This is a genomic window from Caldibacillus thermoamylovorans, assembly GCF_000751775.1.
Lineage (GTDB): Bacteria > Bacillota > Bacilli > Bacillales > Caldibacillaceae > Caldifermentibacillus > Caldifermentibacillus hisashii.
Genome location: NZ_CCRF01000030.1, coordinates 16,935 through 35,575 on the forward strand (window position 1 = coordinate 16,935; position 18,641 = coordinate 35,575).

Below are 18,641 nucleotides of genomic sequence, written 5' to 3' on the forward strand. Positions count from 1 at the left end.
TATGTTTTCGGTAATCGAAACAAAGTGATGGGGGTTTTCTTTATCCCCTCTGATGGTTAGTTACCAATCGGACCTTAACGGGTAGTTCATTCCCCCATATATTTTCTCGTAAACTCCTAATCTTGAGGCGGGGGTCTTACTGCCTGTTAAAGCGGCTAATATCATGCAGAAAAAATCAATTGAGACACAAAGGAGTTATTTATGAGTAATTTTTTTAAAGGAACCATTTTATTGGCAGCAACAGCTTTTATAAGTGAGTGTATTGAATTTTTAATTAATTTAACGATAACAAAAGAATTAGGTGAATATGGTGTGGGTCAATACATGACAATTATTCCATTAATTGGACTTGTCATGATCATTGCAAGCATGGAGTTGCCAATTTCCATTTCAAAATTTATCGCTGAAAAAGAAGAACTATATCATTTGACCATGTTAAAATATGCTATGAAACTGACAATAATTTTCATTTCAATTTTATTAACGGTTTCGATACTAATTTTTATGATTTTCCCGATTTTTAGTGAGATCCACCCGTTGATTCGCTGGGTTATTTTGCTATTAGTCCCGATTGTATCGATTTCTTCCATTGCCCGGGGTTATTTTGTCGGTATTCAAAAAATGGGACAAGTTGCTGTTTCGAATTTGCTGAAAAGAAGTACACAACTTTTTATCCTTGTATTTATATATCAAATGTTTGATTTTCAGCTTGAAGTTGCTATTTTGATTGCGTTATTTTCATTAATTGGCGGCGAGCTGCTTGTTTTTATTTATTTGATCAGTGCTTATGTTTTGCAGCTAAGGTATTTAAAAAACCGACCAGCCGTAAATATCCCTAAGAGTCAACTGGCGAAAAGTTTAATGGAAGTTTCCGTGCCAACAACTGCCATGAGAATATTCCATTCTTTGACCCATGCCATCCAACCGTTCTTGATTAAGTATACTTTAGTTGCTGCCGGTTTATCAATGGGAGAAGCGACGGAAAATTTTGGGTTAATTTCAGGTGTTGCGATGACGATCGGCTTTTTTCCGGCCTTTATTGCCCATTCATTAATGACCGTTTTGATCCCGAATGTTTCACAAGCATTTGCCAGTCACAACCATGAACAATTACTGCAATTGTTGAAGCGTGTTATTTTATTGACTTCTTTATATGGGATTCCTGTCACTATAGGCTTCTACAATTTTGCCGATGAGTTAACGGGAATATTTGTGAATTCAGCAACAGCATCCTATTTTTTTCAGCTAATGTTGCCTTATTTTTTTCTTCATTATTATACCATTCCATTTCAAGCGTTTTTGATTGGAATGAACTTGGTTAAAGATGCATTTTTACATAATATATGGACGACGATTATTTCTTTTTTGATGATTTATTTTCTTGGTTCAAATGAGCATTTTGTCATGGATGGGATCATCGTCGGAATGAATATGGGAGCGGTTCTTTTAATGTTGTTGCATTATTTTACGATTTGTAAAAAAATTGGTATATCACCTTTGTCACTAAGAAAAGGGGAGATGTTCATTCCACATTGAGGGATAGGTAGCATCTTCCCTTTATTTATCGTATAGAAACACTGGTTAAATTTTATTGTCTCGCTCCACAAGGATATGAAAGCTGTATTTAGCGCCTTTGGGGTTAAGAATACAAATTAGCTGATAAATTTTCATATTGTAGGCCCCAAAAATTGTTAACTTGGTTACTGCATGGAGATACATATACTTGTGAAAGCAGTATTTTGTGCTTTTCTTATGTGTAACAAATATTTTTCATTATTTGCGCCAAAAATTGTTAACTTGGTAGTTGCATACAGATAAAGATATGTGAGACATTAAGAGTAAATTCGATTCGTATGATGAAAAACTTTATTGTTGATGGATAAAAAAAATAGAGATAGAATAATTTTAGTGTCATTTTCATGATTTTTATTGTTGTTCTTGAAAGAATTTTTGACAATGGTTTATTTTAAAATATGGTAGAGAGAAGGATTGATGTTGGAACTTGCTTGGTCATTAGCGACTGTAGTTGTTGTATTAAAAATCATTGCGATCGATATTATTCTTTCCGGAGATAATGCTGTTGTCATCGCTATGGCCACAAGAAGATTACCAAAGAAAAAGAGAAATGTGGCAATTTTATGGGGGACAGCCGGGGCAGTCGTTTTGCGGGTGTTATTCGCCAGTGTTATTGCCGTCCTGTTGGGGATACCCTATGTACATTTCTTCGGCGGTCTTTTATTACTGTGGATTTCTTACAAAGTATTAGTGAATCACGATGATAGCAAAGATGTAAAAGCAAAAGACTCAACATTGCAAGCGATTTGGACAATCATCATGGCCGATGCGGTTATGAGTTTGGATAATGTCGTAGCAATCGCCGGTGCTTCAGGTGGTCATATTTTACTGATTTTCTTAGGGGTTCTTGTTAGTATCCCAATTATGGTTTTTGGCTCAAAATTAATTGTTCGTTTGATGGAAAGGTTCTCCATTGTACCATATATTGGTTCGGCGATATTAGCCTGGACAGCTAGTAATATGATTACAGGTGATGAACGGATTGCAGATTTGTTAAATATTGAGCAAGGTGTGCTTACTCGTATTTTTGCGATTGTGGTCACAGCTGTTGTGTTATTATTAGGTTACTTAAGCAATAAAAAATGGGGACAACCTAGTTCCAGTCATTAAATATAGTTAATACGAAAAGGGTTCTCCGGTCGGGGAGCCTTTTTTGTACGACTGTGAGAAAGGGTCTCGTCGCTAAAAAATGAAGTTTCCGGCCCAAAAATGACGACGAGAAAGGGTCTCGTCGCCAAAAAATGAAGTTTCCGGCCCAAAAACGACGACGAGAAAGGGTCTCGTCGCTGAAAAAAGGAGTTTCCCGCGCAAAAACGACGACGAGAAAGGGTTTCGTCGCCAAAAAAAGGAGTTTCGCGCCTCAAAACGACGACGAGAAAGGGTCTCGTCGCTAAAAAATGAAGTATCCTGCCCAAAAGTGACGACGAGAACAGGTTTCGTCGCCAAAAAAGGGAGTTTCCTGCCCAAAAGTGACGACGAGAAAGGGTCTCGTCGCTAAAAAATGAAGTTTCCTGCCCAAAAATGACGACGAGAAAGGGTCTCGTCGCCAAAAAAGGGAGTTTCGCGCCTCAAAACGACGACGAGAAAGGGTCTCGTCGCCAAAAAAAGAAGTTTCCGGCCCAAAAACGACGACGAGAAAGGGTCTCGTCGCCAAAAAAAAGGAGTTTCGCGCCTCAAAACGACGACGAGAAAGAGTCTCGTCGCCAAAAAAAGGAGTTTCGCGCCTCAAAACGACGACAAGAAAGAGTCTCGTCGCCAAAAAAGGGAGTTTTCCGGTCAAAAATGACGACGAGAAGAGGTCTCGTCGCCAAAAAAAGGGGTTTCTCGGCTCAAAATGACGACGAGAAAAGGTCTCGTCGCCAAAAAAAGGAGTTTCCCGCGCAAAAACGACGACGAGAAAAGGTCTCGTCGCTAAAAACGAGCGATTTTCGCCTCAAAATGGTGACGAGAAAGAGTCTCGTCGCCAAAAAAGGGAGTTTCCTGCCAAAAATGACGACGAGAAAAGGTCTCGTCGCTAAAAAAAGTTCCTCACACAAAATTGTCGGCGAGAGTAAGTCTCATCGGTAAAAAATAGGTTCATCCCGCCCAAAAATTCTTGTCGAGAAAGATCCCGCCAACACCCTGACACCACAGTTAATGATTATCAATCTAGATTATCTTGGTCTGTTAAAATCAACGTACCCTCTTTGGTAATCGCAATGGTATGTTCATATTGAGCCGAGTTTTTTCCATCGATTGTCCGGGCTGTCCAACCATTTGCATCCATTTTTGATAAATATTTCCCGACATTGACCATTGGCTCGATGGTGAATACCATCCCTTCTTTAATTCTCGGCCCTTTTCCCGGTAAACCAAAATGGGGAACATCCGGTTTTTCATGCATCGATGGTCCAATACCGTGTCCAATAAATTCACGGACAACGGAAAACCCTTCTTTTTCCACATATGTTTGAATTGCATGACCAATATCACCGATTCGGTTACCCGGTACTGCTTTTTCGATGCCTAAATATAATGCCTTTTTTGCAACTTCCAACAACTTTTTGTTCAATTCGGAAATTTCACCGACACCATATGACCAAGCGGAATCGGCCAAAGCACCGTTTAAATTAACAACCATATCAATTGTCACAATATCGCCGTTTTTTAATGGGGTTTTTCTTGGAAATCCATGACAAATTTCATCATTGATACTTGCACATGTGGCATACTTATACCCGTGATAACCTTTTTGCTCCGGTGTTGCGCCTTGTTTTTTTAAATACTCATCTACAAACACTTCAATATCCCAGGAAGTTACGCCCGGTTCAATCATTTTTGCAATTTCTTTATGGCAAGAAGCAAGAATTTTACCTGCCTCCCTCATATTTTCAATTTCACGTTTTGATTTTAAAACAATCATTTCTACACCGCCTTCAAATACTAAAAAATTTGCCTTCAATATTCTATTGTACTCTTTCTCCATTGATTGTTCTAGTATACCAAAAAATTATCTAATTTCATTTTAAAAGCCGGTCTTCAAGTTTCCTTTGATAATTTTTAAAAACAGATGAATTGGTACGGATTCTTTTCTTTGCCAGCAACGAATTGTATTGTAATAATTTTTTTGATAATGCTTGCTCAAATTGTTTCCTTTCTTCATCATTCAAACAATTTTTCAATAAATCTTGGGTGGTCATAATTTCCTTCTTCAATTCGGCTTCTTCCGGACTAAAACCAGCATTCTCTAATATATGGTATGCCATCCTCAAATCCTTGGGAATTCCTGAATCATCTTTCAAATTTAACGGTTTACCCATCCCTTTTAAATTACGAAACTCCCCATCCTGATATGCTTTTTGAATTTTTTCTTCTGCAATTCGCCAAAATAAATCCATCCGACTCCCACCCTTATCGTTTTTTAATAAACAGCCTATTTTTTAGTTCGCCATTTATAGTGAACAAACCTTGGCCACAATGCGGATGCGCTTGCTTTAATCCCCTTTAGTTTACCATTTATAATGAAGAAACCCCAGTTTCCGAACCTTTAGATTAGCTTATCGCCTATTAATGAAGAAAACCCTCCGTACAAATGAGGGTTGTTTTACTTATTATTCATTTTTTTCGCAAGGATCCCAGCTCTTCAGCAATAGCTTGTCTTTCGTTTGGTGAAAAACGGTCTCGCTTAATGACAAGTTGATAAATATCGAAAAGTTCTTCGTATTTTTCCTCGTCAAATTGGCTGGCTTTCATTATACCAGTATTGATAAAATTTAATTTTTCCGATATTTTATCAACCATATACACCATATTTTCCTTACTTTTGACTGATAAATCCATTCTTATCCCCCTTTGTCAAAAATTTATCTCATACTTAGTAGGTAAGTCAAAGACTCCCACCAAAATGGGTGCGTCAATTTGCACAATGTTGGTCCCACAAGGACATGAAGCATTTAGCTTATGTTCCTATACTTCAATGAGGATACCGATTTGATCCCTTACAGATTTTTGATTTCATTCGCTCATTTATATGTAAAATGATAAAAAATAATGATATTGTTAATCATAGCATAGCTGATGTTCAGTTGAAATGATTTTTTGTTATAATGCAAAGTGTAAGGTCTTGTCAGTCTGTCCACAAAAACATGTTAGCTACTCATAAACATAAGTTAAAAATTCGTCGGACAGACTCCGTAGATGATTTAAATGAGGTGATTAATTTGATACGGGTATTATTTGTTTGTCTTGGAAACATTTGTCGTTCACCGATGGCCGAAGCGGTGTTCCGTGATTACGTAAATAAAGAGGGGCTTGGTGACAAATTTTTCATTGATTCGGCGGGTCTTGGCGGTTGGCATATTGGGGAAGGTCCGCATCACGGTACAAGAAAAATTTTAAAGAAATATAATATTTCCGGGGAAGGACTAATTGCCAGGAAAATTGAAGCAGATGATTTGGACAAGTTTGATTATATTATTGCCATGGATAATGACAATCTTTCAGGGATCCAACGTTTGCGAAAAGAACATCCAAAGGCTTATGTGGCAAAATTAATGGATTTTGTTCCGGATGCGGATGAAAATAATGTGCCGGATCCTTACTACACAGGAAATTTTGAACAAGTATATCATTTGGTAACAATGGGATGTCGGGCATTATTGGAAAAAATAAAGGCTGAGCATGGTTTGTAGTATAATTAATAGAAAATTACTCTTTTATCGTTTCCAAAATTATATTGGCTGAAAGAGGGGGACATGATGAATAATAAATTTGTGAAGGGCATAATATACGGTGCGTTAATCGGTGGTGTGATCACTTTATTCGATAAAGAGGTTCGGCAACAGGCTTTGAGTGAAGGAAAACAAAAGGCGAGACAAATAAAGGGAGTCATTTTAAACCCGCGGGAAACGATTGATGAAATCCAAGGAAAATTTGATCAAGTTCGAAATTCTATTCAGCAATTTAATCGTGATATCCAATTTCTTACCGAAAAAGCTTCGGAAATAAAAGAACTTAGTCTGCAAACAGTAAAAACATTTACGGATGAACAGGAAAGTAAAGAGTATGAAAAGGCAAATTCGAATAATGAAAACCAATGATAGAAAACAGCATTACCGGGTTTTGCCGATGGTTTTTCATAAAAAAAACCTCAAATGAAGGATGTAAGTTTTCTTAAATTGCTGGATGTTCCAAAATGAACAGGTGATACGATGATTAATATAAAAAAGAGTATAAATTGGGTGTTGGATTTATATAGAAGAATTATAAGGCACGACTCTCTCGGGTATTCGGCGCAACTGGCTTATTTTTTTCTATTATCGCTATTTCCATTATTAATTACGATGTTTTCCTTACTACCCTATTTACCGCTTAAAACCGAGGATATTATGTATTTTATTAGTGACTTTGCTCCAGGCGAAACAATAACTTTTATAGACTCCACATTGGATACATTATTGGAAAAGCATAATGGCGGGATTTTATCATTTGGTATTATTGCAACACTTTGGGCTGCTTCGAATGGAATGAATGCCATTATTCGGGCGATGAATCTGGCGTATGAAATTGATGATGACCGGCCATTTTTCATTGTCCGCGGATTGTCTGTTCTGCTAACGATCGTTATGATTGCAGTATTTATTATTGCTCTTCTATTACCGGTTTTTGGGAAACATATCGGGATCTATATATCTTCAAAATTTGGCTATACGGATCAGTTTATCGACACATGGAACACGATTCGTTTTAGTCTTAGTTCTGTAATTCTTTTTATTGTTTTCAGTGCAGTTTATTTTCTGACACCCAACCGGAAAATGAAATGTGCAACAGTGGTTCCCGGAGCTGTTTTTTCAACGATAGGGTGGATACTGGCTTCATTGGGGTTCTCCTTTTATGTGAACAATTTTGGAAATTATACGTTTATGTATGGCAGTCTCGGGGTTATTATCGTGTTGATGATCTGGTTTTATATAACCGGTGCAGTGTTGATTATCGGCGGAGAAATAAATGGATTAAATGAGGAGTATAAACGAAAAAATTGCAAGTGAAAAAATGGATAAATGACAAGCAGTTTTTAAAAAATTAGGAACTGCGTCTGATTTGTTTACGAGGGTACGACATTGGTTATACAAGTGCTGCCACAAAGGCATGGCGCATTAGCATATGTTCAGTGGGGATAGGTGCCCCACTGATGAGCCTCATCTTAACGGGCAGTAACTTTCCTACCTCGGATTTTCGAGTTTATAAAGAAGGTAGGGGCTGCAAAATTCCGAGGTTCAGCAAACCATCAGTGCCCTGCTTTAAGCGGTCACTAAATCTTCCTCCCGTGGGTTAAGGTAAAGGAGGAAGATAAGTGTCCGATTGGCTCGACTAACCAGGAGTGGCGATGAAAAAAACCTACTATTTTAAAAGTCTTAATCCATTCAGAATGACTAATATTGTACTTCCTTCATGCCCAATAACTCCTAGTGGCAAATCAATTGATTGGAAAAAATTGGACATGACTAATAAAATAATGACACTGATTGAAAAGACGAGATTTTGTTTAATAATGCGGTTCATTCGTTTAGATAAATGGATCGCTTGAGAAATTTTTGTTAAATCATTTTTCATTAAGACTACATCGGCGGTTTCCAGTGCAGCATCCGTTCCTTCTCCCATTGCCATTCCGATATCAGCGGTGGCTAAAGCAGGCGCATCATTGATCCCATCACCGACCATTGCGGTTAATCCGTATTTTTCTTTAATTGCACGTATTTCGTTGGCTTTATTTTCCGGAAGACATTCATAAATATAATGAATGATACCTACCTCACTTGCAATAGCCTTTGCGGTATTGGCGTTATCACCGGTTAACATGATTGGTTCAATTCCCAAAGCTTGCAAATTGGTGATCGCCTGTTTTGATTCTTCCCGCACAATATCTTTCAATGCAAAAGCAGCGACGACTTGTTGATCTTTTTCAATATAGACGATTGTATTCCCTTGTTCTTCCAGGAAAGATCTTTGCTTTTCATCAATGACTTCTTCAATATTTCCGTCCATAAAGGACCGTTTCCCAATTTTCCAAGTTTCCCCGTTCAAGAATGCTTTTACTCCCCATCCGCTAACGTCTTCTATCGAATCAAGCTCAAATGGTACATTTTGATTTTTTGTTGTGACAAAGCGGACGATAGCTTGGGCTAACGGGTGATTTGAGTGTTTTTCAATGGCGGCAACAATTTGCAAAATCTTTTGCTTTTCATCTTCCAAATCCGGTTTTACAAGATATTGGCTCACTTCCGGTTTTCCTTGCGTTAATGTCCCTGTTTTATCAAAAGCAATAGCTCGTAAATTTCCTAAACTTTCCAAATGTGAACCACCTTTAAACAAAATCCCTTTTCTGGCACCGTTTGAAATGGCCGATAATGTTGCCGGCATGATCGAGGCAACGACAGCACATGGAGAGGCAACCACCAACAATACCATTGCCCGGTAAAATGTTTCATTCCAACTCCATCCGAAAATATAATGTGGCAAAAATAACATCAATGAAACAACCGCCAATACCAGTTTTACATATGTGCCTTCAAAACGATCAATAAATTGTTGAGAAGGGGATTTTTGACTTTCGGCATTTTGAACTAAAGTAATAATTTTTTGAAATAATGTTTCGCTGCTCGGTTTTGTAATTTCGACGGTAATCGAACCGTTAATGTTCACGGTTCCGGCAAAAACATCATCATTTAGTCCTTTACCGACCGGAATCGATTCACCAGTAATTGCAGCTTGGTCAACGCTTGTTCTTCCTTTAATAACACGCCCGTCTGCCGGAATTCGTTCGCCCGGTTTTACGAAAATATGGTCACCAACTTGTAATTGTTCGACTGCAACTTTTACTTCTTTTCCATCTTTAATCAGCCATGCTTCTTCCGGTTGTAAACTCATCAATGCGGAGATTTCTTTTCTACTTTTACTCATTGTATACGTTTCAAGAGCACCACTTAATGCGAAAATGAAAATGAGGATGGCTCCTTCTTCCCAATACCCGATAATGGCAGAACCTAATGCCGCAAGCACCATAAGCAGTTCGACATTCAGTGTTTTGTTGTGAATCGTATCTGTAATGCCTTCTTTCGCTTTAAAATAGCCTCCAATCACATACGCTAAGATATAAAAGAAGACAGAAACCGCTTGTTGATCAAGTTTTGCCAAAATCCAACCTGATACAATGAGAATACCGCTAAAAAGGGCAAATCCTAATTCGATATAGGGTTCAATTCGGAGCAGTTTCTCTTTAAAAAGTTGATTTTCTTTCAAAGGTTTTTTTCGAAGGCTAATATTTAGCTCCATTCAGATCACGCTCCTATCTAATTGAGAATAAATCTCAAATGCATATTGGGATTTTATTAATTTCGTTTACCTAATTGAGAATGAAAATCAATTTATATCTGTTAAAATAAAGTTGTTCTAGTAGTTGAGAATCATTGTCATTGCTCTATTTTACCCATATCTTTGTATAATCATTATATCATATTATAGTAAATTGAAAAGGGAAAAGGCCCATTTTGTTTAAAGTAATTATAAATAAGTAATAAAAATAATTATAAATAAAGCAAAAAAAACAGGCTATCCTTCTTAAATCAAGAATAGCCTGTTTTTTTTCGTACATTAAAAATTCCAGCGTTGGTCAGCAAGAGGAAGTTGTTTTTCCTCTTTAAATCCGGCAAGACCAAAAAAGATGAGGAAGAGGATACAGCTAATTAAAAAGAAAAAGCTAATATTAGGTAAATGCTCAATGGCAAGACCGCCGAGAAAAGGCCCGGAAATGCTACCTAAGCTAAAACAAATCGAAATTAATAAGTTTCCTGCCGGTAATAGGTGTTTCGGGATCGTATCTGTTAAAAATGCAATACTTAATGAATAGGTGGAACCCAGAAGCATTCCGGCAATAAAAAACGCGGCTAACAGAAAATAGGCGGAATGTTCAAAGATACTGGCACTTAAGAAAATGACACTGCCGATTAACATAGCAAATAATAATACATTTCTTCGACCAAATCGATCACTTGCCAATCCCAGCGGCAATTGAAAGATAATAGCTCCGATTGAAAAAGCGGAAATAATAACAGCAATTAAATGAACATCAAAACCTAGCCGCAATCCATATACAGGGAAGTTACCGTTAAGTGATGCTTCTAATACACCGTAACATAAAGCCGGGAGAAGCGGTGCCCAAGCAAATTTAAGTACTTTACCAAAGCGGCCAATTGTTGATCGGATGCTTACCGGTTCCATGTCATTATTAATTTGATCGGGATATTCATTTTGTAATAAAAAGACGGTCAGCCATGCAAGTAAACTAAAGAAGGCTGTTACATAAAACGGCAAGTTTTCGTTGATGTCGACTAACCTGGTTAAAAGCGGCCCGACGGCAAAACCAATCCCAAAAGATAACCCATAAAGAGATATATTTCTACCTCGTTTTTCTGGAGGTGAAAATGAAGTGATCCATGTTTGGGTTGAAAAATGAAGAATATGATCACCGATACCAATTAACAACCGCAAAATAAACCAGATCATTATGGTGTTCAAAAACGGAAATAAAAATAAAGAAATAATAACAATCAACCCACCGGTAATAATTAAGGGCTTATAGCCGAATTTTCTGAGCGGTGCTTCCATAAACGGAGAAGCAAGTAATACCCCTAAATATAAGCCTGTTGCATGTAGTCCGTTGACCGTAGATGAAACCCCGCGATTTTCTAAAATAATCGCAATCAATGGTAACAACATCCCTTGTGACAAACCGGAAATGATGACAAGCGCAACTAAAATGGGGAAGCGTAACTTTGTGTTTTTCATGATCCGATTTCTCCCTTACTGTAATTTCCATAATATGAATGGTATCGGTAAATTGCAAAGTTGGCAAGGGAAACTTATTCGTATTAGAATGTTATTTTTTTAAAACTATTCGTTTGAAAGGGGAGATCGAGTGGAAATACGTGGAACTTCAATCGTAGGGGACACTGATCATAAACGGCTTACAAGTTACGAAAATACTAAAAATTACGCTCTTGTGGGGAATTACAATCCTCATTGTTAATGGGCTTACAAGTTACATGTGTGGCAAGTTTATACGATACGACTGACATGTGTAGGTCTGAACAAACCGAAAGCATGCAGCCATCCAATTTTGCAGCCATCTTTCCACACCGTTGCAAATCGGACATTTCATTTCCACCAATGTATGTAGCCATCTTTCCACACCACTAAAAAATAAAACCGAGTGGCAATTCATAACCCACCCGGTTCATTTATTTTACGATTAGTTTTTTAAAAATAGTTTGAACGATTCACCCCCAAAAGTTCATTCACGATTCCAAGCGAGGTTCATGCATTCCATCCAAAATCTTCGTCTGTCCCCTCCTCTCAGGTGCAGTGATAGAATGGAATATTCGCTTCCCTCCTTTTCCTTTTGTTAATACATAAATATTAGGAACGTTTTATTAATATTCTGATTTTAAAACAATTTTTTTAGAAAAATTTTTGGATAAGAATAACAAGCATAGCGAAAAATATAGTCAAAATGAACATGGAAGGAGTTTCAAAGATGAATAAACCCTTATTGAAGTTATTTTTTCTAGTCTTGGCATTATTATTGACTGTGATTCTAAATCATCCGATAAGCTTTGCGGAAAAAACAGAAGTTCCACCAAAAAGTAAACCGGAGCAAAAATTCGAAATTCCAAGTTCTGTATTAAATGTGGCAAAGGAAAATACGTATCCAAATGCATCCCAAGATTTGCCACAACTTCAACCAAGTGAATTAACGAAAGAATTGCTTGAAACATCGAAAGTAAAAATAGAAAATCCGGATTTAATATTAATGCTAAATGAGTCTTCCATCAATAAACCGATCATTGCCATGGGACATAAAGCAACGATATATTTGGGACAATGGCCGCTTAACTATGTATCAAAAGAAACATCACCGAATTGGGAATATCAACAAATCAATACGAATTATTATGATAATCGTGGCGGCGATGCTCCTTACAAATTCCATTATGTACAAGAAGTTCAAAAAATTGTGCGCGGTGGTTTGACGGCAAAAATTCCCCATGCTAATGATGTGAAAAAGATGATGTTGTTAAAAGCAGCTGAAAAAACAAAATTCCCGTTGTCCTTTGATACGGTTGTCGGAGCAGGAACGAAGAAAGATCAATACTACAATATTCCAAGCCGAAAAGTCGGTTATTTAGATGCATATGCACCTGCCGTGAATGAAAAAGGAACCGTTACGTATGGAGAAGTTTATCTTGTTTTAAAAGGCGGAAAAAAATCGATTGTCGTGAAAAATATTACTTCTCAAGGCATTGGGGCATGGATCCCGATTCAGGATTACGTTTCCTTTAAATTTTCCGCAGTCGAAATGCCAAGATAAGCCGCCATATTTATCCCAACTTAACGGGCAGTAAGACTCCCACCTCAAGTTTCTCGAGTTTACAAAAAAGAAGGGTGGGGGACGGATTTCCCACCATCAGTGGGGGATGAAGAAAACCCCATTGATGGAAGTTTCACTTGTGGGATTAAAAGAAAGTAGGAAGAAACTGGTTTGTTTCATTGTCAAAATTAGGGCAGTTCTCTAAAATGAAAGAAGGTGTATAATAAGGACAGATATCATTGGAAGGGAGTTATTTTTTTGCCAACGACTCAAGATAAACAGTTTGACATTTTGCAACAACGATTCAACTCATTTATTGAAACATTGGAAACGATGGAGCCGGAACATGTCGACTTGGAAGAAATCGACCGGCTTATCCAAATGATTGGCGATTTGGAAGAAAAATGTAAGCAAATAAAAGAACAAGGATAGTTTTTAAATTAAGCCCCCATTTGAACAGGGGGTTTTTTATTACAAAAAAGGATAAAATTCCAGTAGTGATGCAATTGGATTTTTATCGTTTCGTTCAAGTACGTTGGTTTGGCCAATTCTATTAGACATTTTGGCTTATTTTTTGTAAAAATTGTCCAATAGAGCGGTTTTAATGGACATTTTTGTTCGGTATTTTGAAGGTTTTGTCCAATAAAGCGTGATTGGTCCCTCCAATTAGACACTTTGCCTTATTTTTCTGTAAAAATTGTCCAAAAGAGCTGTTCTATTAGACAGTTTTGATTCAACTATTAAAGAAATTGTCCAATAAAGAGAGGATTAGTCCCTTCTATTAGACATTTTGGCATACCTTTCCACAAAAATTGTCCAAAAGAGCCGTTCTATTAGACAGTTTTGATTCAACTATTAAAGAAATTGTCCAATAAAGAGAGGATTGGTCCCTCCTATTAGACATTTTGGCATACCTTTCCACAAAAATTGTCCAATAGAGCCTTTCTATTAGACAGTTTTGATTCAACTTTTAAAGAAATTGTCCAATAAAGAGAGGATTGGTCCCTTCTATTAGACATTTTGGCATACCTTTCCACAAAAATTGTCCAATAGAGCGGTTTTAATGGACATTTTTGTTCGGTATTTTGAAGGTTTTGTCCAATAAAGCGTGATAATCCAATAGACGGTTCAGCACCATTTTTTAACAGTATCGTTTAATAAGTGAGCTACCGACTTCCCTACAAAACGCAGTTCCACTTTTTTAGCATGATTTCCTTTCCTTATGACAAACTAAGAAAAAAGGAAAGGATGGATAACTTTGAAAAGGTGCTTAATGTTATATATGACCGTCATATGCCTGTTTTTTGCACACGGAATGTCAGCAACTGCCGTCTCCAATTCAGCGATTCATTGGGGATTTAAAAAAGCAGAAAATGAAGTGCCACCGGAAGCAGGGGCAAACTATGATGAATTACTGAAAAAATATAATGCATTTTATAAAGCCGATCCAACTGAAAAGGTTGTATATTTAACATTCGATAACGGTTATGAGAATGGTTATACCGAAAAAATTTTAGATGTTTTAAAAAAGGAACAAGTTCCCGCTACTTTTTTTGTAACGGGTCATTATCTTAATTCCGCAGCGGATTTGGTAAAGCGTATGGTAAAAGAAGGCCATATTGTCGGCAATCATTCGTGGAGCCATCCGGATTTTACCCAAATTAATGATGCGAAAATCAAGGAAGAGCTGGATAAGGTCAAGCAAAAAACAAAAGAATTGACGGGTCAAGAGGAAATGATATTCATGCGACCGCCGCGGGGAATCTTTAGTGAGCGCACATTGAAAGTTGCGAAAGATGCGGGTTATATCCATGTCTTTTGGTCGCTTGCTTTTGTTGATTGGAAAACCGACCAACAAAAGGGATGGGAATATTCGTACAACGAAATTATGAAACAAATTCACCCGGGGGCCGTCATCCTTCTACATACCGTTTCAAAAGATAATGCGGATGCATTGGAAAAGGCCATTGTCGACCTAAAAAAACGAGGCTATACATTCAAAAGCCTAAACGACTACGTATTGAGTCAGCAGTTTGGAAAGAATAAGATTTTTTATTGAGGAGAAGGTTTTAATACAAATATTGAATACGACCAAAAAGGAGATATAAAAAACTTTATGTGACAATGGTTTTTATTATTGTAGTTTAAACAGTCGTTTTTTTAAAAGATGTCTTTTTGATACTGACCGAATGCTTTTGTAATTTAATACTTCAGTCATCGGCTGTCAGACGTTTCCAAAAAAAGAAGCGATTTTCTGAAAGCCGACCTTCCAATACTTTCTTCATGCATCGAAACTTGAAATGGGGCTTAAATGATTCGTTATGGAAACACACATCTTGCGCCCCAACACCAAATATCGAGACAACCTTATAGATTAATCATTGGACAGACTATCAAGCATTTTCTGAAGTTCTTCATCTCCTTGAATGCTATCCAATGGTTATCACCCAAAAAGGTTTTAAGGAAAGATTTGCGCCAAATATAGTACTAACAATTTTTATCAAGACACAGTATATTGTCATTTGAGCGTAAATGTTTTTGAAAAATAGGCTTTTTGAGTGCTAATCATCCAATAAGTTCCATTAAATTTTTTGCCTTCACTGATGATTTTTTTAGAAATAGTAAGGATCCAACCCACATTTTACAAACGCATATGTTAAAATATGGATAGATCACTGGTTTTCAATAATCAAAATGCAGGGAGTGAAGAACGTGAAAAAAATCATCAACCATCCGGAACGTGTGGTAACAGAAATGTTAGAAGGTTTAGTTGCTGCTTATCCAAACCAATTAAAACTCATTGACGGGCGGGCGGTCGTGACAAGAAAGAATGTACCGGTAGCGAATAAAGTCGGGATTATTAGCGGCGGAGGAAGCGGTCATGAACCTGCCCATGCCGGTTATGTGGGTCAAGGAATGCTCGATGCAGCCGTTGCCGGAGAAGTATTTACCTCGCCAACCCCTGATCAAATTTTGGAAGCGATTAAAGCCGTTGACAGTGGGAAAGGTGTATTTATGGTTGTCAAAAATTATACAGGTGACGTTATGAATTTTGATATGGCTGCGGAATTGGCTGAAATGGAAGGAATTCAAGTGGACAAAGTCGTAGTCAATGATGATGTGGCAGTGGAAGATAGTACATTTACGACCGGTCGCCGCGGAATTGCCGGGACCATTTTGGTTCATAAAATTGCCGGTGCAAAGGCAGAAATGGGAGCTACATTAGCTGATGTGAAAGCGGTTGCTGAGAAAGTGGTGAAAAATGTTCGTTCGATGGGAATGGCGATTAGTCCATGTACACCACCGGCCGTAGGAAAACCGAGCTTTACATTAGGAGAAAATGAAATGGAAATCGGTCTTGGAATCCACGGTGAGCCGGGTACCGAACGGAAACCCCTTGCGACAGCCGATGAAATTGCCACAGAATTGACCGATCATATTTTTAAAGATATGCCGCTATCAAGTGGTGATGAAGTTGCTGTCATGATTAACGGGTTAGGTGCAACTCCTGAGATGGAACTCTTCATTGTCAATCGAAAAGTGAATCAAATTTTAAAAGAAAAAGGGATCGGGGTTTATGAAACGTTCGTTGGAAATTTCATGACATCCCTTGAAATGGCCGGTTGTTCCGTCACCCTTTTAAAATTGGATGACGAATTGAAAGACTTACTGGCTGCTCATGCCAATACACCTGCATTTAAAAAATAACCGGTTGACTGGTGCCGAGGAAATGGAACAATAATCCGGGCATTTTAAAAAATACAGTTTGACTGTGCCGAAAAAATGAACAGTCATTTGAACATTAAAAAATAACGGGTTGAACAGTGTCGGGAATAAGATCAGTAATCCGGGCATAAAAAAACGAGTGGATAGTGCCGGAAAATGGAGCAGTATTCCCGGCACTTTAGCAATAACTGGAGGGTTCAATTATGGAATTAACAGTTAAAAAAGCAAAACTTTGGATGGAAGCACTAAACGAAAAGATCCAAAAACATAAAGAATATTTATCCGAGCTGGACCAGGCCATTGGTGACGGAGACCATGGGGTAAATATGGCTAGAGGTTTCCAAGAAGTAATGAATAAACTATCCGATGCTGATTATGCCACCCCCTCGGATTTGCTGAAAGATGTTGCCATGGTGTTAATGTCAAAAGTCGGTGGTGCATCCGGTCCGTTGTATGGCACTGCTTTTTTAAAAATGGCGATGGCAACGAAAAATAAGGAAAAATTGACTGAAGAGGACTTGACGCTTGCGGTAGAAGAAGCAATTAAAGGTCTGGAGCAAAGAGGCAAGGCACAGCTTAAAGATAAAACCATGTTGGATGTATGGATTCCTGTTCATCATTATATGAAGCAAAACAGTCCGATTGATTGGGGAAATTTGGAGGCAACGGCAAAAGGTGCAATGGAAGCAACAAAAGAATTGCTGGCGTTGAAAGGGAGAGCCGCTTACTTAAAAGAGCGATCGGTAGGTCATATCGATCCGGGGTCAGTATCGTCCTACTACTTATTTCAAACATTAGCGGAAACGATGAAAGAAGGGGACGAATAGATGACCGATGTAAGCTCGTTCTAATTTCACATAGTAAAAAAAAGGAACAAATTAAAGACCGATGTGAGCTCGTTCTAAATTTCACATAGTTTAAAAATAGAGAAGGAGCAAATTTATGACCAATGTAGGAATCGTTCTAATTTCTCATAGTCCAAAAATTGCAGAAGGAGCAAAAGAGCTAATTGAGCAAGTCGTAAAAAATGTCCCTGTTGCAGCTGCAGGCGGGACAGATACAAATGAAATCGGTACAAATGTGGAAAAAATACTATCAGCCATTGATCAAGTATATAGTGAAGCAGGCGTCATCCTTTTTTATGACTTAGGAAGTGCAATGATGAATGCCGAAGTCGCCATCGAATTGGCGGGAAAAGGAAATATCAGAATTGCCGAAAATGTACCCATTGTAGAAGGTGCCTATGTGGGAGCGGTAGAATCCGGAATGGGGCATGGCATCGAGCAAATTTTGGAAAGCTTAGGAAAATCTTTTAAAAAATAACATGAAAAAAATCATCGAAAACACCTTCGAAATTTACTAAATCAACTTTCGGGGGTGCTTTCTTTTTAGGAGTGTGTTCATTCTAAAGAATTTCAATACCTTGTTACGATAGTTGGATTAAATACGCTGCCATCTAATGAGCAATCACAATCAACGTCTAGGAAAACTTGAAAAAGAAATTACTCAAATCAAACGGGCAGTAATAGAAACACGTGACAGGGTCATTGAACTAAAAGAAAAGCCAAGAAATATAAGATACATATTTAGACCAGGAAACAGAAAATAGGGAATAAAACGTAAGAAATGAGACTCGTAGCTTGAATTTTTGCCTTCTTTCTAAAACATAATTGAGTTTGGCCAAAAGTTGACTTTCCCTTTCCCCTAAACTACCATATGTTAAAGAATACTATTTCAAACGTAATAAAGGATGAACTTGATGAAAAAATCAACAAACACTAGTGTCAACATACATAAGGGACAAGTGTTTCCAGTAACGATAAAAAGGCTTGGAATCAACGGGGAAGGTGTCGGCTATTTTAAAAAGCAAGTGGTGTTTGTGCCAAATGCATTGCCCGGTGAAGAAGTGGTTGTCGAGGCGACCAACATCCATAAT

Annotated in this window: 20 protein-coding genes; 13 read left to right on the forward strand and 7 right to left on the reverse strand. The window is 37.7% G+C overall.

Features of this window, described 5'->3' with window-relative positions:
• The first annotated feature begins 201 nt into the window (after window positions 1-201).
• Both BT1A1_RS03965 and BT1A1_RS03970 read left to right on the forward strand, forming a co-directional pair.
• Window positions 202-1,536, forward strand: a complete 1,335-nt coding sequence (locus tag BT1A1_RS03965; RefSeq protein ID WP_034768384.1) for an oligosaccharide flippase family protein — start codon at window positions 202-204, stop codon at window positions 1,534-1,536.
• Between the two features lie 456 nt (window positions 1,537-1,992).
• Window positions 1,993-2,685 (forward strand): TerC family protein, encoded by a 693-nt coding sequence (locus BT1A1_RS03970; RefSeq protein ID WP_034768386.1) that lies wholly within the window; start codon window positions 1,993-1,995, stop codon window positions 2,683-2,685.
• A 72-nt stretch (window positions 2,686-2,757) separates the two neighbouring features.
• Here the strand turns inward: BT1A1_RS03970 and BT1A1_RS18510 are convergent, their stop codons facing one another.
• Both BT1A1_RS18510 and BT1A1_RS18515 read right to left on the reverse strand, forming a co-directional pair.
• Window positions 2,758-3,021 (reverse strand): hypothetical protein, encoded by a 264-nt coding sequence (locus BT1A1_RS18510; protein ID WP_152617984.1) that lies wholly within the window; start codon window positions 3,019-3,021, stop codon window positions 2,758-2,760.
• The gene (locus tag BT1A1_RS18515; protein WP_156103172.1) at window positions 2,966-3,334 is read right to left on the reverse strand and encodes a hypothetical protein; all 369 of its coding nucleotides are present in this window, start codon (window positions 3,332-3,334) and stop codon (window positions 2,966-2,968) included. Before BT1A1_RS18515 ends, BT1A1_RS18510 begins: the two co-directional genes overlap by 56 nt.
• Window positions 3,335-3,357: 23 nt before the next feature.
• On the opposite strand from BT1A1_RS18515, the gene BT1A1_RS18520 reads away from it, so the two are divergent.
• Window positions 3,358-3,642: a hypothetical protein gene (locus tag BT1A1_RS18520; protein WP_156103173.1), complete on the forward strand. Its 285-nt coding sequence runs from the start codon at window positions 3,358-3,360 to the stop codon at window positions 3,640-3,642.
• A 76-nt stretch (window positions 3,643-3,718) separates the two neighbouring features.
• Here BT1A1_RS18520 and map read toward each other — a convergent pair whose 3' ends face one another.
• The 3 genes from map to BT1A1_RS03990 all read right to left on the reverse strand — a co-directional run bounded on the left by map (window position 3,719) and on the right by BT1A1_RS03990 (window position 5,394).
• On the reverse strand, window positions 3,719-4,477 hold the full coding sequence (gene map / locus BT1A1_RS03980; protein ID WP_034768401.1) for a type I methionyl aminopeptidase: 759 nt from the start codon (window positions 4,475-4,477) through the stop codon (window positions 3,719-3,721).
• A gap of 97 nt (window positions 4,478-4,574) precedes the next feature.
• Window positions 4,575-4,952 (reverse strand): DnaJ family domain-containing protein, encoded by a 378-nt coding sequence (locus BT1A1_RS03985; protein ID WP_034768389.1) that lies wholly within the window; start codon window positions 4,950-4,952, stop codon window positions 4,575-4,577.
• 217 nt (window positions 4,953-5,169) lie between these two features.
• Window positions 5,170-5,394 (reverse strand): DUF1128 domain-containing protein, encoded by a 225-nt coding sequence (locus BT1A1_RS03990; protein ID WP_034768390.1) that lies wholly within the window; start codon window positions 5,392-5,394, stop codon window positions 5,170-5,172.
• A gap of 380 nt (window positions 5,395-5,774) precedes the next feature.
• On the opposite strand from BT1A1_RS03990, the gene BT1A1_RS03995 reads away from it, so the two are divergent.
• From BT1A1_RS03995 to BT1A1_RS04005, 3 genes are all read left to right on the forward strand, one after another.
• Window positions 5,775-6,245 (forward strand): low molecular weight protein-tyrosine-phosphatase, encoded by a 471-nt coding sequence (locus BT1A1_RS03995; RefSeq protein ID WP_034768391.1) that lies wholly within the window; start codon window positions 5,775-5,777, stop codon window positions 6,243-6,245.
• Window positions 6,246-6,311: 66 nt separating this feature from the next.
• A complete protein-coding gene (locus BT1A1_RS04000) occupies window positions 6,312-6,653 on the forward strand; it encodes a hypothetical protein (RefSeq protein WP_034768392.1) in 342 nt (113 codons plus the stop codon).
• 111 nt (window positions 6,654-6,764) lie between these two features.
• The gene (locus tag BT1A1_RS04005) at window positions 6,765-7,601 is read left to right on the forward strand and encodes a YihY/virulence factor BrkB family protein (protein WP_176458983.1); all 837 of its coding nucleotides are present in this window, start codon (window positions 6,765-6,767) and stop codon (window positions 7,599-7,601) included.
• 352 nt (window positions 7,602-7,953) lie between these two features.
• Here the strand turns inward: BT1A1_RS04005 and BT1A1_RS04010 are convergent, their stop codons facing one another.
• The gene (locus tag BT1A1_RS04010; protein ID WP_081912265.1) at window positions 7,954-9,885 is read right to left on the reverse strand and encodes a heavy metal translocating P-type ATPase; all 1,932 of its coding nucleotides are present in this window, start codon (window positions 9,883-9,885) and stop codon (window positions 7,954-7,956) included.
• A 318-nt stretch (window positions 9,886-10,203) separates the two neighbouring features.
• Complete coding sequence (locus BT1A1_RS04015; RefSeq protein ID WP_034768393.1) at window positions 10,204-11,397, reverse strand: MFS transporter; 1,194 nt, start codon at window positions 11,395-11,397, stop codon at window positions 10,204-10,206.
• Between the two features lie 748 nt (window positions 11,398-12,145).
• On the opposite strand from BT1A1_RS04015, the gene BT1A1_RS04020 reads away from it, so the two are divergent.
• The 7 genes from BT1A1_RS04020 to BT1A1_RS17750 form a co-directional block, all read left to right on the forward strand.
• Window positions 12,146-12,979, forward strand: coding sequence for a YfkD famly protein (locus BT1A1_RS04020; RefSeq protein WP_081912266.1), 834 nt, complete (start codon window positions 12,146-12,148; stop codon window positions 12,977-12,979).
• A gap of 258 nt (window positions 12,980-13,237) precedes the next feature.
• Complete coding sequence (locus BT1A1_RS04025; RefSeq protein ID WP_227091950.1) at window positions 13,238-13,411, forward strand: SE1561 family protein; 174 nt, start codon at window positions 13,238-13,240, stop codon at window positions 13,409-13,411.
• A gap of 850 nt (window positions 13,412-14,261) precedes the next feature.
• Complete coding sequence (gene pdaA, locus BT1A1_RS04030; protein ID WP_396122070.1) at window positions 14,262-15,038, forward strand: delta-lactam-biosynthetic de-N-acetylase; 777 nt, start codon at window positions 14,262-14,264, stop codon at window positions 15,036-15,038.
• Between the two features lie 653 nt (window positions 15,039-15,691).
• On the forward strand, window positions 15,692-16,687 hold the full coding sequence (gene dhaK / locus BT1A1_RS04035) for a dihydroxyacetone kinase subunit DhaK (protein ID WP_034768394.1): 996 nt from the start codon (window positions 15,692-15,694) through the stop codon (window positions 16,685-16,687).
• Between the two features lie 221 nt (window positions 16,688-16,908).
• The gene (dhaL, locus tag BT1A1_RS04040) at window positions 16,909-17,532 is read left to right on the forward strand and encodes a dihydroxyacetone kinase subunit DhaL (RefSeq protein WP_034768395.1); all 624 of its coding nucleotides are present in this window, start codon (window positions 16,909-16,911) and stop codon (window positions 17,530-17,532) included.
• A gap of 115 nt (window positions 17,533-17,647) precedes the next feature.
• The gene (gene dhaM, locus BT1A1_RS04045; RefSeq protein WP_034768396.1) at window positions 17,648-18,028 is read left to right on the forward strand and encodes a dihydroxyacetone kinase phosphoryl donor subunit DhaM; all 381 of its coding nucleotides are present in this window, start codon (window positions 17,648-17,650) and stop codon (window positions 18,026-18,028) included.
• Window positions 18,029-18,464: 436 nt separating this feature from the next.
• On the forward strand, window positions 18,465-18,641 hold a 177-nt coding region (locus BT1A1_RS17750; RefSeq protein WP_156103174.1), incomplete at its 3' end, for a TRAM domain-containing protein.

Excerpts from the sequence above, each read along its gene's own strand:
- BT1A1_RS03965 (WP_034768384.1), top strand. The coding sequence starts at position 202 with ATGAGTAATTTTTTTAAAGGAACCATTTTATTGGCAGCAACAGCTTTT.
- BT1A1_RS03970 (WP_034768386.1), top strand. The coding sequence starts at position 1,993 with ATGTTGGAACTTGCTTGGTCATTAGCGACTGTAGTTGTTGTATTAAAA.
- BT1A1_RS18520 (WP_156103173.1), top strand. The coding sequence starts at position 3,358 with ATGACGACGAGAAGAGGTCTCGTCGCCAAAAAAAGGGGTTTCTCGGCT.
- map (WP_034768401.1), bottom strand. The coding sequence starts at position 4,477 with ATGATTGTTTTAAAATCAAAACGTGAAATTGAAAATATGAGGGAGGCA.
- BT1A1_RS03985 (WP_034768389.1), bottom strand. The coding sequence starts at position 4,952 with ATGGATTTATTTTGGCGAATTGCAGAAGAAAAAATTCAAAAAGCATAT.
- BT1A1_RS03990 (WP_034768390.1), bottom strand. The coding sequence starts at position 5,394 with ATGGATTTATCAGTCAAAAGTAAGGAAAATATGGTGTATATGGTTGAT.
- BT1A1_RS04000 (WP_034768392.1), top strand. The coding sequence starts at position 6,312 with ATGAATAATAAATTTGTGAAGGGCATAATATACGGTGCGTTAATCGGT.
- BT1A1_RS04005 (WP_176458983.1), top strand. The coding sequence starts at position 6,765 with ATGATTAATATAAAAAAGAGTATAAATTGGGTGTTGGATTTATATAGA.
- BT1A1_RS04010 (WP_081912265.1), bottom strand. The coding sequence starts at position 9,885 with ATGGAGCTAAATATTAGCCTTCGAAAAAAACCTTTGAAAGAAAATCAA.
- BT1A1_RS04015 (WP_034768393.1), bottom strand. The coding sequence starts at position 11,397 with ATGAAAAACACAAAGTTACGCTTCCCCATTTTAGTTGCGCTTGTCATC.
- BT1A1_RS04020 (WP_081912266.1), top strand. The coding sequence starts at position 12,146 with ATGAATAAACCCTTATTGAAGTTATTTTTTCTAGTCTTGGCATTATTA.
- pdaA (WP_396122070.1), top strand. The coding sequence starts at position 14,262 with ATGACCGTCATATGCCTGTTTTTTGCACACGGAATGTCAGCAACTGCC.
- dhaL (WP_034768395.1), top strand. The coding sequence starts at position 16,909 with ATGGAATTAACAGTTAAAAAAGCAAAACTTTGGATGGAAGCACTAAAC.
- dhaM (WP_034768396.1), top strand. The coding sequence starts at position 17,648 with ATGACCAATGTAGGAATCGTTCTAATTTCTCATAGTCCAAAAATTGCA.